This is a genomic window from Embleya sp. NPDC001921 (assembly GCF_053594475.1).
On sequence record NZ_JBSFEO010000028.1, the window covers coordinates 103,454 to 117,048 of the forward strand.

General features: G+C 71.5%; 13 protein-coding genes. 4 read left to right on the top strand and 9 right to left on the bottom strand.

Annotated features, from left to right (window positions below; translation table 11 throughout):
- Nucleotides 1-135: 135 nt before the first annotated feature.
- Both ACWCPW_RS29600 and clpS read right to left on the bottom strand, forming a co-directional pair.
- Complete coding sequence (locus tag ACWCPW_RS29600; RefSeq protein WP_402234127.1) at nucleotides 136-735, bottom strand: DUF2017 domain-containing protein; 600 nt, start codon at nucleotides 733-735, stop codon at nucleotides 136-138.
- 70 nt (nucleotides 736-805) lie between these two features.
- Nucleotides 806-1,096 carry an ATP-dependent Clp protease adapter ClpS gene (gene clpS, locus ACWCPW_RS29605; protein ID WP_449764639.1) on the bottom strand — a complete coding sequence of 97 codons (291 nt, stop codon included), beginning with the start codon at nucleotides 1,094-1,096 and terminating at the stop codon, nucleotides 806-808.
- Between the two features lie 116 nt (nucleotides 1,097-1,212).
- On the opposite strand from clpS, the gene ACWCPW_RS29610 reads away from it, so the two are divergent.
- Together ACWCPW_RS29610 and ACWCPW_RS29615 are read left to right on the top strand one after the other, a co-directional pair.
- Nucleotides 1,213-2,148 (top strand): RDD family protein, encoded by a 936-nt coding sequence (locus ACWCPW_RS29610; RefSeq protein ID WP_449764640.1) that lies wholly within the window; start codon nucleotides 1,213-1,215, stop codon nucleotides 2,146-2,148.
- Between the two features lie 141 nt (nucleotides 2,149-2,289).
- Nucleotides 2,290-3,033: an RDD family protein gene (locus ACWCPW_RS29615; RefSeq protein ID WP_449764641.1), complete on the top strand. Its 744-nt coding sequence runs from the start codon at nucleotides 2,290-2,292 to the stop codon at nucleotides 3,031-3,033.
- Here ACWCPW_RS29615 and ACWCPW_RS29620 read toward each other — a convergent pair.
- Nucleotides 3,017-3,220, bottom strand: coding sequence for a hypothetical protein (locus ACWCPW_RS29620; protein WP_395863343.1), 204 nt, complete (start codon nucleotides 3,218-3,220; stop codon nucleotides 3,017-3,019). The two genes, ACWCPW_RS29615 and ACWCPW_RS29620, sit on opposite strands and share 17 nt — an antisense overlap.
- 186 nt (nucleotides 3,221-3,406) lie before the next feature.
- Here ACWCPW_RS29620 and ACWCPW_RS29625 point away from each other — a divergent pair, with 186 nt between their 5' ends.
- Nucleotides 3,407-5,200: an immune inhibitor A domain-containing protein gene (locus ACWCPW_RS29625; protein WP_449764642.1), complete on the top strand. Its 1,794-nt coding sequence runs from the start codon at nucleotides 3,407-3,409 to the stop codon at nucleotides 5,198-5,200.
- Between the two features lie 445 nt (nucleotides 5,201-5,645).
- Here the strand turns inward: ACWCPW_RS29625 and ACWCPW_RS29630 are convergent, their stop codons facing one another.
- The 4 genes from ACWCPW_RS29630 to ACWCPW_RS29645 form a co-directional block, all read right to left on the bottom strand.
- Nucleotides 5,646-6,269: an isochorismatase family protein gene (locus tag ACWCPW_RS29630; RefSeq protein WP_449764643.1), complete on the bottom strand. Its 624-nt coding sequence runs from the start codon at nucleotides 6,267-6,269 to the stop codon at nucleotides 5,646-5,648.
- Between the two features lie 52 nt (nucleotides 6,270-6,321).
- Complete coding sequence (locus tag ACWCPW_RS29635) at nucleotides 6,322-7,626, bottom strand: nicotinate phosphoribosyltransferase (RefSeq protein WP_449764644.1); 1,305 nt, start codon at nucleotides 7,624-7,626, stop codon at nucleotides 6,322-6,324.
- A 106-nt stretch (nucleotides 7,627-7,732) separates the two neighbouring features.
- Nucleotides 7,733-8,539, bottom strand: a complete 807-nt coding sequence (locus ACWCPW_RS29640; protein ID WP_449764645.1) for an SDR family NAD(P)-dependent oxidoreductase — start codon at nucleotides 8,537-8,539, stop codon at nucleotides 7,733-7,735.
- 109 nt (nucleotides 8,540-8,648) lie between these two features.
- Nucleotides 8,649-9,011, bottom strand: coding sequence for a hypothetical protein (locus ACWCPW_RS29645; RefSeq protein WP_449764646.1), 363 nt, complete (start codon nucleotides 9,009-9,011; stop codon nucleotides 8,649-8,651).
- A gap of 220 nt (nucleotides 9,012-9,231) precedes the next feature.
- Here ACWCPW_RS29645 and alaS point away from each other — a divergent pair, with 220 nt between their 5' ends.
- On the top strand, nucleotides 9,232-10,524 hold the full coding sequence (gene alaS / locus ACWCPW_RS29650) for an alanine--tRNA ligase (RefSeq protein WP_449764647.1): 1,293 nt from the start codon (nucleotides 9,232-9,234) through the stop codon (nucleotides 10,522-10,524).
- Nucleotides 10,525-10,785: 261 nt separating this feature from the next.
- On the opposite strand, the gene ACWCPW_RS29655 is transcribed toward alaS, so the two are convergent.
- Nucleotides 10,786-11,679: a helix-turn-helix domain-containing protein gene (locus ACWCPW_RS29655; RefSeq protein WP_449764648.1), complete on the bottom strand. Its 894-nt coding sequence runs from the start codon at nucleotides 11,677-11,679 to the stop codon at nucleotides 10,786-10,788.
- Nucleotides 11,680-12,209: 530 nt separating this feature from the next.
- Nucleotides 12,210-13,577 carry an FAD-binding oxidoreductase gene (locus ACWCPW_RS29660; RefSeq protein ID WP_449764649.1) on the bottom strand — a complete coding sequence of 456 codons (1,368 nt, stop codon included), beginning with the start codon at nucleotides 13,575-13,577 and terminating at the stop codon, nucleotides 12,210-12,212.
- Between the last annotated feature and the right edge of the window lie 18 nt (nucleotides 13,578-13,595).

Genomic DNA, 13,595 nt, shown 5'->3' on the forward strand with positions numbered 1-13,595 from the left:
CGGATGTGCTCCCGCGACCGGGGGCATGCCCCCGCCGGCGGAGCGTGCCGCGGCCGGCGATGCGCGCCGCGGCCGGGGGCACGGGGGCAGCACGCAGCCACGGCCCGAGGCAGGCACCGCGGCCGCGATGCGCGCCTACAGCGCCCCGAGCAGCGAGTCCTGCAGCCCGCCCAGCCAGTGGAAGACCGCGAACAGCCAGCGTCGCGGATCGTCGTCCGCCAGCTTGGCCTCGAACTCCTCCATGTCCTCGGTGACTTCGAGCCGGGTACCGATCACCAGGCGCAGGTCGTTGAGCGTGCCGAGCCAGGCCTGGATGCCCTGCTCGTCGAGCACCACGCGGTGCTCGCCGCCCTGCGCGCGCAACTCCTCGGCGCCCGGAGGTTCGGTGAGGTCGACCAGCTCGGCCAGATCGGCCAGCACGATCCGCGCGTTGTCGCGCTTGCGCAGCCGCAGGTCGGTCTCGGTGTAGCGGCGGAACTCGGCCGCCGCCTCGGCGTCCTCGGCGTAGGCGTCCGGCAGCAGGCGGGCGAGCGCGGGGTCGTCCGGGGTGACCGGTGTGTCCGTCGAGCCGAGCCCGGTCAGGCCCAGTTCGGCGGCCAGCGGATCGCTCGCCTCGTCGTCGGGCGAGACCATCTCGACCAGTTGACCGCACAGATCGGCCAGCACTCGCACGTGCATGTCCTCCAGGACGATCTCGGGTCGTCCCGAGCGTCCGCGCATGAAGAGGCCGTTCACAGGCTGTGCAACTCCCGGGGAATATGAGGCGGACCGGAGGGCCGGCCGGGCCGAGCGAACCGAGCGGGTGTCACTTGTCGTGCTGGATGGTGGCCCACAGGCCGAATCCGTGCATCGCGGTGGTGTCGCGCTCCATCTCCTCGCGCGTCCCCGACGAGACCACGGCCCGGCCCTTGTGGTGCACGTCGTGCATGAGCTTCTCCGCCTTCTTCTTCGGATAGCCGAAGTAGGACTGGAAGACGTAGGTCACGTACGACATCAAATTGATCGGGTCGTTCCAGACGATGCACACCCATGGGGTCTCCGCCCGGACGTCCTCTTCGGGCTTCTGCTTCTCGACCTCGATGGGAGCGACACTCATGGGTCCCATGCTGCCATCAGCCCAGGGCCCGGGCGAACCGGCTCGACGGTGGTGTTCGGGCCCGGATGTGACCCGGGGCGTACACGTCACCCCTCCGGTACGGCAAAATCCCGCCCATGTCCTCTGCACCCGCACCGGGTTGGTACCCGGATCCGGAGATCACCGGCCACATCCGCTACTGGGACGGCGGTGCCTGGGTGCCGGACAGCAGCCGGCCGGCCGAGGAACCCGGCCGGCCCGCCGCCGAACAACCGGACCGGGCCCAAGAGTCCGGCGGCCCCGAGGCGATCGAGCAGGGCGGCCGGGTGATCCAGGGCGAGGTGTTGTCCGCGCGCGTCGGCGCTCCGCACGACATGTCCTCGACCGGTATGTACGCACCGCCGGCCGGCTCACCCGGTCCCGGTGCCGCCGGCTCGTCCGACGCGGGCACGTCGTGGTCCGGCCCGACCGCCCCCACCGGCCCGGCGCGCGGCGCGACGCCGCCGGCGGGCGGGGTGCCGCCACAGCGCGCGGCCGAGGAGCCGGGGCCGTGGCGACCGGTCCAGGCCGACATCTTCGGCAGCAACGAACGGCGCCCGGCGAACCTGGGCCGGCGGCTGCTGGCCCGGATCGCCGACGCCTTGGTGCCGCTCGCGGCCGGCGTCGCGGTCGGCATCCCGCTCGTCCCGGACGCGGTCGAGCACATCCGGGACAAGATCGACCGGGCCCGCTACGAGGGCCGCGACACCACGGTCTGGCTGATCGACGGCACCACCGGCACCGCGATCGCGATGGTGCTCGGCGCCGTGCTCGTGGCCGCGCTGCTGTACGAGGCGCTGCCCACCTGGAAGTGGGGCCGCTCGCTCGGCAAGACCCTGTTCGGCCTGCGCGTCGCGGACCTGGACAGCCACGACACCCCCTCGCTGTGGCAGTCGGTGCGACGCTGGCTGGTCCTGTACGTACCGGGCGTGTTCGTGGTCGGCGTGCTCGGCGCGTTGTGGGGTCTCTTCGATCGGCCGTGGCGGCAGGGGCTGCACGACAAGGCGGCGCGCACGTTCGTCGCGCGCGACTGACCGACCGGACCGGGCGCGGCCGGCTCGTCACCCGGTCGCCCCTCACCCCCGCGTCACCTCGTCACCCGTACAGACGCGACACGACCGGATTGGTCGAACACGTCACGGTCGCGTCAGCTTCTGTCCGGTTTACTCGGATTTATGACAGGTAGTGCACCGCCTCCACCGCCCGATCCGTTCGGAGACGACCCCTCGGGTCGAAACCCCTACGGGCAGCAACCGCCGCCCGGTCGACCGCCCCACGGACAGCAGCCGCCGTACGGCGGACAACAACCGCCTCCCGGGCCGGACCCGTCGGGACAGCGGCAACCTCCGTACGGCGAGAATCCCTCCGGGCAACCGCCGTACGGCCAGGACCCGACCGGGCAGTATCCGTACGGTCAGGGCGGCCCGTACGGCCAGGACCCGTCCTACGGCGCGGGTGGCGGCACGGGCGGCTACGGGGCCGGGCCTGAGCTCGGCGGTCCGCTGCGACGGCTGGTCGCGCGGATCATCGACACCATCATCGTCGGCGTGGTCGCGGGCCTGATCTCGTGGCCGATCACCGACTACGACTACGACGACATGACCTTCGGCTCGCAGTTCACCTCGGGGCTGATCTTCTCGCTGGTGTACTTCCTCTACGAGGGCTTCCAGCTCGACCGCTACGGTCGCACGCTCGGCAAGCGGGTGCTGCGCATCCGGGTGGTGCGGGTGGCCGACGGCGGGCCCATCGCTGGATCGGCCGCATGGACCCGCGCCGGCGTGTTCACGCTGCCCCCGATCGTGCCCTGCCTGGGCACGATCTTCTGGCTGGTCAACGTGTTGTGGCAGTTCTGGGATCAGCCGTGGCACCAGTGTCTGCACGACAAGGCCGCCCGGACCACCGTCATCCGCGGGTCGTGACCCGAGGCTGGTGATGCCGAGCGCGGATGCCGAGCACTGCCGTCGTCGTACCCAGCGCGACTCCGATACCCATGGCGACGGCAGCACCCGCCACGGTGCGCGGCTCCCAGGCCGCCAATAGTGAGACCGTCAAGACGATCGTGACGAATACGCCGTAGCCGAGTCGGAAGAAATCTCCTCTTGCCACGACGCACCACCTCCCCTGCACCCCTTTGTGCACGCCCCCCGCTCTCACGCTACTGCTCACGCCGCGCAATGTAACCATTCGATTGCGATCGGGATTTGTCGCTCCCGGCTTCGGGCACCCTCTCGCGACCGGTCGGAGCACCGATCCCGCCGGACCCCAGGACCGCCCGATACCCGGAGAGTCCACGTGAACCGCAGGCACGTCACCCTCGTCGTCGTCACCGCGTTGTGCGCACTGCTCGTGCCGGCCGCCCCGGCCGCGCCGGGCCGGATCGCGGACCTCCCGGGCGAGCACACCGACTCCGGAATCCTCGTCGAACGCGACGACGACCTGGCGCATCCCTTCACCGAGCGGCGCAGACAACGACGCGACGCGGCGGTACGGGCGATGACCGAGGACCCGGCGTTGACGGCGCGTACCGTGCCGGCGGGCGGGGCGGGCGCCGCGGAGACCCGGCCGCCCGCCGAGGCGCGGGTGTTCGTGGTCCTGGTCGAGTTCGGCGATCGCCTCGACGCGCCGAACGGGCACCGCTACAGCTCCCGGCCGGGTCCTCGACACGGCACCATCCCGGCGCCGAACCGGACCGAGGACACCACGACGCTGTGGCGATCGAGCTACGAACGCGACCACTTCCGGGACCTGTTCTTCGGCCCGGGCACCGACTCGCCCTCGCTGGCCTCGTACTACCGCGCGCAGTCCGCGGGCCGCTACTCGCTCGACGGCGAGGTCACCGACTGGGTCCGGGTGCCCTACAACGAGGCGCGCTACGGCAACGACGGGTGCGGCCGCAACGTGTGCCAGGACGTGTGGGATCTGGTCCGGGACGCGATGAAGGTCTGGTACGACGGGCGGATCGCGAAGGGGCTGACCGCCGCACAGGTCCGCGACGAGCTCGCGTCGTTCGACCGCTGGGACCGGGACGACTTCGACGGCGACGGCGAATTCGACGAGCCGGACGGCTACCTCGACAACCTGGAGATCGTGCACGCCGGCGTGGACAAGGCCCAGGGCGGCGGCGAACAGGGCCGGGGCGCGGTGTGGTCGCACCGCTGGTACGCGTACGCCGACCAGGTCGGTCGCACCGGGCCGGCGACGAACCGCGCGGGCGGCACACCGATCGGCGACTCCGGGATCTGGGCCGGGGACTACACGATCCAGCCGGAGAACGGCGGACTGGGCGTGATCGCACACGAGTTCGGCCACAACCTGGGCCTGCCGGACCTGTACGACCGGGGCAACTCGACCGACGGCCCGCCGGGCTTCTGGTCGCTGATGGCGCTCGGCGGCTACCTCGGCGACGAGGACGGCGCGGGCTCACTGCCGGGCTCGCTGTCCGCGTGGGAGAAGCTGCAACTGGGCTGGCTGGACGTACGCATCGTGGACCCGACCCGCAAGACCGTGGTGCAACTCGCGCCGAACCAGTCCACGGGCGACCCACAGGCACTGCTCGTCCCGTTGCCGGCACGCCCCGGCAGCAAGGCCAAACGCTGGTACATCGTGGAGAACCGGCAATACGTCGGCTCGGACACCGCCCTCGTCAACGGCCCGTACCAAATCATCGGCAACAAACGGGTGGCCGCCCACTTCCCGTACGGCGAGGGCGTCCTGATCTGGCTGTGGGACACCGCCTTCACCGACAACGACGTCTCCCGACACCCCGGCGAAGGCCTGATCCTGCCCGTCGACATCCACCCGGCCCCCCTCCTGGACCCGACCGGAAAACCCCTCCCCACCCGCTTCCAGACCGCCGACGCCGCCCTGACCTCCACCACGGAACGGACCTCGGCGATCAACCTGGGCCGCATGGGCAGCTTCCCCTCCCGCCCAGGCGTCCCCACCTTCACCGACAACGCCGAGTACTGGTCCCCCACGGCCCCCGACACCGGCGTAAAAACCCCCCACACCGGCACCACAATCACCACAGAAGGCCCCACCCGCACCGGCACCGCCGCCCGAGTAACGATCGGCCCCACCCCCTGACCAAACCCCACCGGGAAAGTGCACGACAAATCCCCACCGCACACCGGGGCACAACAAACACCCACGCCACCCACAAAAACCGACCAGCCAACCCCAACAGCCCGGCCGGCGCTTGAGGCCACCCAGCCTGCCCGGCGTTTGAGGCCACCCAGCCCGGCCGGCGCATGAGGCCAACTCAGCCCGGCCGGCGCATGAGGCCACCCAGCCCGGCCGGCGCATGAGGCCACCCAGCCCGGCCGGCGCATGAGGCCACCCAGCCTGCCCGGCGTTTGAGGGCACCCAGCCCGGCCGGCGCTTGAGGCCAACTCAGCCCGGCCGGCGCATGAGGCCACCCAGCCTGCCCGGCGTTTGAGGGCACCCAGCCCGGCCGGCGCTTGAGGGCACCCAGCCCGGCCGGCGCATGAGGCCAAAAAAGCCCACCCACCCCCCCCAAGCCCGCCCGGCCTCAGGGCAAGGCCGGCTCGCCCACCAAAACCGCCCCCGCCCCCCGAAGCTCGGCAACCGCAGCGGAGGTCGTCCCAGCCGCCACCCCCGCCGTCAGCCCCAACAACACCCGCGTCGCAAACCCCTCCCGCACCGCGTCCAACGCGGTCGCCCGCACGCAGTGGTCCGTGGCGATCCCCACCACGTCCACCTGGGTGACCCCACGCTCGCGCAGCCACTCCGCCAACGACGTCCCGTCCGAGGCCACCCCCTCGAACCCGCTGTACGCGGCCGCGTGTGCGCCCTTGGAGAAGATCTCCTCGACCCGCCCCGACTCGACCGCCGACGCGAACGCCGGGTGGAAGCGCGCCCCCTCGGTACCGGCCACGCAGTGCGTCGGCCAGGTCTCCACGTAGTCCGGCGTCGCCGAGAAGTGCGCCCCGGGATCCACGTGGTGGTCCCGCGTGGCCACGATGTGCGCGTACGCCGGTGTCTCCGCGTGCACGGGGTCCGGCGGCTGCTCGGCCGCGTTGGCCGCGACGTGGTGTCGGATCGCCTCGGCGACCGCCGCCCCGCCCGCGACCGCGAGGCTGCCTCCCTCGCAGAAGTCGTTCTGTACGTCGACCACGATCAATGCCCGGGTCATCGCCGCCTGCCTCCTCGTGGCGGGTCCGTCGACTCCGACGAACCGCTCGCGTCTACTCGTAGATGGTCGGAAGTACCGGTTCCCCGCGCGAGAGCTGCGTAGCCGAAAGCGGCAGTTCCTCACGCGAACGCGCGTGTCGGTCCCGCGCCGCCGACAGCGGCTCGCGGCCCACGATCTCCCCGTCGAGCACCAACGGGACCAGCAATTCCCGCTCGCCCGCCACGACTTCCGCGTCGGCCCGGAACGGCCGCAGCACCTCGGCCTCGGCCACCCCGTCCGCGTCGTAGCGCCGCACGGCGCTCTTGCGGCCGCCGTGGCTCGGCTTGCCCGGCGACTTCTTGGCCACCGGCACCAGCGGCGCGTCCGGCGCGTCGCTCATCGCCCGCGCGACCAGCTTGTACACCAGCGACGCGGTCGGCTGCCCCGAACCGGTGACCAACTGGGTGCCGACCCCGTAGGCGTCCACGGGCGCCGCCCGCAGCGAGGCGATCGCGTACTCGTCGAGGTCGCTGGTGACCACGATCCGGGTCTTGACCGCGCCGAGCTCGTCGAGTTGCGCGCGCACCCGGTGGGCGAGCAGCAGCAGGTCGCCCGAGTCGAGCCGGACCGCCCCGAGTTCGTGCCCGGCCACGTCCACCGCCGTGCGTACCGCGCTCGCCACGTCGTACGTGTCCACGAGCAGCGTGGTGTCCGCGCCGAGCGCGGCCACCTGCGCCGCGAACGCCTCGCGCTCGTCGTCGTGCAGGAGCGTGAACGCGTGCGCGCTGGTGCCCCGGGTCGGGATGCCGTACCGCTGCCCGGCGCGCAGGTTCGAGGTGCTCGCGAACCCGCAGATGTACGCGGCGCGCGCGGCGGCCACTGCGGCCTCCTCGTGGGTGCGCCGCGAGCCCATCTCGATGCACGGCCGCCCGGCGGCGGCCGACGTCATCCGGGAGGCGGCGGCGGCCACCGCGGCGTCGTGGTTGAGGACCGACAGGATCAGCGTCTCCAGCACCACCGCCTCGGCGAAGCTGCCCTCGACCACGATCAGCGGCGACCCCGGGAACCAGCACTCGCCCTCGGCGTAACCCCAGATGTTGCCGGTGAAGCGGTAGCCCGCCAGCCAGTCCAGCGTCGCCGGGCCGACCACGCCGGCCTCGCCGAGGAAGCGCAGCGTCTCGTCGTCGAAGCGGAAGTTCTCGATGCCGTCGAGCAGCCGCCCGGTGCCGGCGGTCACGCCGTAGCGGCGGCCGTCCGGCAGCCGGCGGGCGAAGACCTCGAACACCGAACGGCGGTGCGCCGCACCGCTGCGCAGTGCGGCTTCGAGCATCGTCAGCTCGTAGTGGTCCGTCAGCAAGGCCGTGGTCGCGGTGTCCATGTCGTCAGCATAACACGATTACTCGTCAGTTTGACGATTACTCGCAAGAGTGGTGAGCATCACGGGATTTCATCCGATCATGATCGGATATCCAGGACATTGTCGGCTAGTCGAGCCGATCCTCCTCCGGCGTCGGCGCCCAGGTCGACCCGTTGATGTGCGTCCCGCCACCGACGAACAGCGTGTTGCCGGTGACGTAGCGCGAATCGTCACTGGCCAAGAACAGCGCGGCCCCGCCGATGTCCGTCTCCGGGTCGCCCATCCGACCCATCGGGTTGGCCGCCTCGGCGGTCGCGGCGGCCTCCGGGTTCACCTTGGCGAACGCGGCGAACGCCTCCGTCCTGGCCCCCGGGCAGATCACGTTGGCCCGGATCTGATGCGGCGCCCACTCGCGCGCGGCCGAGCGGGTGAGCGCGCGCAGCGCCTCCTTGCCGACGTTGTACTCGGCGGTGAACCGGTGCGCGTTGACCCCGTTCAGGCTGGCGATGTTGATCACGCTGCCGCCGCCCGCGTCCCGCATCGGCTCGAACGCCGCGCGCATCGTCCACCACCCGGCCCACAGGGCCATGTCCAGACCGTGCCGCAACATCTCGTCCGTCTTGTTCTCCAGGCGGTTGATCCGCCCACCGCCCCACGCGTTGTTCACCAGCGTGTCCAGCCGGCCCCATCGGGCCAGCGCGGCCTCGACCAGACCGACCGCGTCCGCCTTCACCGTGACATCGGCGACGACCGCGAGCGTGTCGACGCCGAACGCGTCGGTGATCTCGGCGGCGACCCGATCCGCCGACTCCGCCCTGATGTCGTTGACCAGGATCCGGCAACCCTCGGCCGCGAACCGCCGCGCGATCCCGCGCCCGATGCCCGCCCCGGAGCCGGTGATCACCGCGACGTGGTCCTGAAGACGTCCTGCCATGGCGCTGCCTCCCACGTTGATCGTTCGACCTCGTGGGTATCCGCAACAGCCTTGGAAAACAAGGGCATACCGGCCCGGGAAGACCCGGCCGCCCCGGCGAAACCGCAGGTCAGCTGGGCCGCGACTGGTGATCACAGTCCCGGCACTTGCGGTCCCCGTACGGCATCGAGGACACCTTGCCCGAGCCGCACTCCGGGCACGTGGGACCGTCCGCGGCGGTCGGCGGACGCCAGCGCGCGGCGCACGAGCCGCACACGTAGTCACCGACGATGTCGGTGCTCACCTTGGTCGAACCGCACTTGCCGCACTGCACCTCGACGTGCCGGCGCTTGCGCGGCGCGGCCCGGCCGATCGCCGCCTGGCGTTCGCGCTGCGCGGAGAAGCCCCAGTAGGAGCGCAGCCGATCGGCCATGTCCGGACGCAGGTCGGCGCCCGGGCCGACCGGTACCTCACCGCGTGGCTGCTCGCTCATGACCGTCACGGTAGGCCATCCCGGCCGGCGCGCGGAGCCGGTTCGCGGCGCGGAAATCCCGTCGACTCCGGCGCGGGGTCGGTTATCGTCGAGGTATGCGGATCCACGGGCAGCGAGCTACCGGCGTCGGGCCGGCGAACCGAGCGCGATAGCGCGGCTCGGCCCGGCTCGGCGTGTGTGTACTGCCACCGCCCGCTGCTCTCGCGAAGGCCGATTCGCCATGCTCTCCCCACAGATCCGTTCCACCTTCCTCGACTTCTTCACCACGCGCGGCCACCGTCCCGTACCGTCCGGATCGCTGCTGCCGCCCGATCCGAGCCTGCTCGTGTCCAACGCGGGGATGAACCAGTTCAAGCCGTGGTTCCTGGGCGACGTCGAGCCCGCGTTCCCTCGGGCGACCTCGGTACAAAAGTGCGTACGCACCGTGGACATCGACAACATCGGGCACACCCGCCGGCACTCCACCTTCTTCGAGATGCTCGGCAACTTCTCCTTCGGCGACTACTTCAAGGAGGAGGCGATCGGGTTCGCGTACGACCTGCTGACCGGCCCCTTCGACCTCTCCCCGAACCGGCTGTGGATCACCGTGTACCGGGACGACGACGAGTCGGCGCGGATCTGGCACTCGGTCGGCATCCCGTCGGCGCGGATCCAACGCCTCGGCGCGGCGGACAACTTCTGGTCGATGGGCGTACCGGGACCGTGCGGACCCTGCTCCGACGTGACCTACGACCGGGGCCCGGAGTTCGGGCGCGAGGGCGGACCGGCGGTCGACCCCGAGCGCTTCGTCGAACTGTGGAGCCTGGTCTTCATGCGCAGTGTGCGCGGCGGGACCGAGCCCGGCGGCGGCTTCCCGGTACTGGGCGACCTCCCGCGCACCGGCGTCGACACCGGACTGGGCCTGGACCGACTCGCGACCGTACTCCAGGGCGTCGACGGCGTCATCGAAACCGACCTGCTGCGCCCCACCCTCTCGACCGTGGAGGAACTGGCGGGCCGCGACCACTCCCGTCTCGACCGCGAAAACCCCGACCGAGTGTCCTTCGAAGTGGTCACCGACCACGCACGGGCGATCGCGTTCCTGCTCGCGGACGGCATCCGACCGAGCAAGGAGGGCACGGGGTACGTGCTGCGCCGGCTGATGCGCAGAGCGATCCGACACGGCCGTCGCCTCGGCATCCAGGGCCCGATCCTGCCCCCGACCACCGCGAGCGTGGTCGCGAACCTCGGCCCCACCTGGCCCGAACTCACCCGAGCGGCGTCCCTGATCGAATCCGAGACCACCCGCGAAGAGGAGTCCTTCGACCGCACCCTCACCCGAGGCACCCGCCTCCTCGACAAGGCGATCCGCCGCCGCCTCGAAGCGGGCGAACCCGACCTCCCCGCGGAAACGATCTTCACCCTCTACGACTCACACGGCTTCCCACCCGACCTGAGCATCGAAGCAGCCCAAGAATCCGGCCTGACCGTAAACCATTCCCACCTGACCACCCTCCTCCCCCACCACCCCTGACCCCACCCACCCCCACCAAGCCACCTCAACCCGGCCGGCGCACGAGACCACTCAACCCGGCCGGCGCATGAGGCCACTCAGCCCGGCCGGCGCTTGAGGCCACTCAGCCCGGCCGGCGCTTGAGGCCAACCCAACCAAACCAACGCCCAACGTCAGCCGAACCCAAATCAGCCCGGCCGGCGCTTGAGGCCAACCCAACCAAACCGACACCCAACGTCAGCCGAACCCATTCCAGCCCGGCCGGCGCATGAGGCCAACCCGTCACTCAACCCGATTCGCATCCGAAGCCACCGCCCCGAACAAAACCTGCACGCCCACCACCCGCAGCAACGCCAACCGATCCGCCGACGAACTCCCGGGCGCAGCCGTGTAAACGACCAACCGCTGTGCCGCCTCCAAGGCATCAAGCACCTGGCACCGCAAGGTGACCTCCCCGACCTCGGGATGCCGAATCGTCTCCTCCGCCTCACCCCGCCCAGCAACCCCAGACCGCACATCCACCCCGGGCAGCCCCGCCCCACCCGCATCCCACAGCGCCGCGAACTCCGCCGACTCCGAACGCAATCGCGCCACCAGCGCCGCCGGCCGAGCGTCGTCCCCCCGCAACGCACCCGCGGCGCGCAGATCCGCCACGTAGGCCCGGGACATCCCCTCCGCGTCCACCGCCCGACATCGCACCCGCGAGGCCGGCTCGGTGAACCACCGCACCACGAGATTGCGCCCGACGTTCGGCCCCATCAGCGCCACCGCCATCGCGTTCTGCGCCAGCACGTCGCCCAGATCCGAAAGCACCTGCGCCGGTACGTCGTGCAACCGGTCGAGCATCAGCAGCAGCGTCGGCGACACGTGCTCGTCGCACCCCGACGAGTGTCCCGGCGGCACCTGCCCGGCCAGGTGGAAGAGATGATCGCGGCCGGCCCGGTCCAACCGCAGCGCGCGGGCCAGCGCGGCGAGAAGTTGCGGCGACGGATTGGGGCCCCGGTTCTGTTCCAGCCGCGCGTAGTAGTCGACCGACATCCCGGCCAGCCGCGCGACCTCCTCGCGCCGCAACCCCGCGGTACGCCGCCGGGCCCCGTCGGGCAGCCCCACATCCGCCGGGGAGAGCCGGCCGCGGCTGCACACCAGGAAGTCGGCCAGTTCGCGTCGATCGTTCATGTCCTCAGGATCGGCGCTCCCGAGCCCGGTATCCAGGGACCACTTGTCCCTGGATCGGCAGTCCCCGGTTGAGCGATCCACAGGGACGCGCGCGGTGATCGCAGGCCGCGATCACGCGCCGTGATCGGGCGTCGAGTCCGGGGTCAGGCGGCGCGACGGATCGCGGTGACGAGTCGGGCGGTGGCCTGGGCGCGTGCCTGTCGACGCCGGCGCAGGGCGATCGCCGCGACCCGTACCTCTCGACTGTCCCGCTTGTCCACGACCGCCACCTCCATCCGAACCCGCCCCGCCCGAGAGGGCGGCACCGTACGCCCCAGCAGGAGCGACACCGGCAAATCTAGGCGCCGTACCCCCATCCGGGCGTCGGCCGGGAGTGCCGATCGGGCCTACTACCCCAGGACGACCCGAACCCCGAGCTACCCCCGAGGCATGCCCCCTCAGGAGTACACGGTGGCACTTCCAAAGGACCAGCACCGCCCCGAACCACCACAACCGACCCACCGCGCCGAGCCCGACGGAGCCCCGCCCCCTCAGATCACCTTGCCCGGGTTGAGAATCCCCAGCGGATCGAACGCCGCCTTGACGCTCCGGTGCACCCGCACGCCCACCGGCCCCAGTTCCTCGGCGAGCCAGTCCCGCTTGAGCATGCCCACACCGTGCTCGCCGGTGATCGTGCCGCCCAGGTCCAACCCCAGCCGCATGATCGCGTCGAACGCCACCCCGGCCCGCTCGACCGCCGCCGGGTCGGTCGCGTCGAAGATCACGATCGGGTGGGTGTTCCCGTCGCCCGCGTGCGCGCACACCCCGATCACCGTGTCGTGCCGCTCGGCGATCGCGGCCACCCCGTCGAGCATGTCCCCCAGCCGCGAGCGTGGCACCGCGACGTCGTCGATCATGCTCGTGCCCAGCCGCTCCAGCGCGGGCAGCGCGAGCCGGCGGGCCTGCATGAACAGCGCCGAGTCCTCGGCATCCTCGGCGGTGAACGCCTCGAACGCGCCGGCCTCGGTACAGATCGCCTCGATCGCGGCCAACTCGGCGGCGGGCTCCGGGGTGTCCACCGCGATCAGCAGCAGCGCGGCGCTGTGCTCCGGCAAGCCCATGTTGGCCAGCGCGTTCACCGCGCGCAGCGTGGTGCCGTCCATCAGTTCCATCAGCGAGGGGGTGTGCCCGGCCGCCATGATCGCCGAGACCGCGCGGGCCGCCGCACCCGTGCTCGCGAACTGGGCCACGGTCACCAGCGCGGGCGGCGGCGTGGGCCGCAGCGCGAGCGTGGCCTGGGTGACCACGCCGAGGGTGCCCTCCGCCCCGACGAACAGCCGGGTCAGGTCGTAGCCCGCGACGCCCTTGGCGGTCCGCCGTCCGGTGCGCAGCAGTTCCCCGTCGGCGAGCACCACGTCCAGGCCGAGCACGTACTCGGCGGTCACCCCGTACTTGACGCAGCACAGCCCGCCCGCGCCGGTACCGATGTTGCCGCCGATCGTGCAGGTCTCCCAACTGGACGGGTCCGGCGGGTAGACCAGGCCGTACTCGGCGGTCGCCTTGGACAGATCGGCGTTGATCACGCCCGCCTCGACCACGGCCGTGCGGTCGACGGGGTCGATGTGCAGGATGCGGTTCATCCGGACCAGCGAGAGCACGATGCAGCCGTCGACGGCGTTGGCACCGCCGGACAGGCCGGTGCGCGCGCCCTGCGGAACCACCGGTACCCGCAGCCGCGTGGCGACCCGCATGACGTGTCGCACCTGCTCGGTGGTCTCGGCCAGGACCACCACCGCAGGGTTACCGGCCGCACACAGGCCGGCCATGTCGCGCGCGTACGATGCGGCGATGTCCGCGTCCGTCACCAGGGCGTGCGCGGGTAGCTCCTCCCGCAGTGCCTCGATCAGGTCGGTGGTCATGCTGCCTCCCGGTGTGGC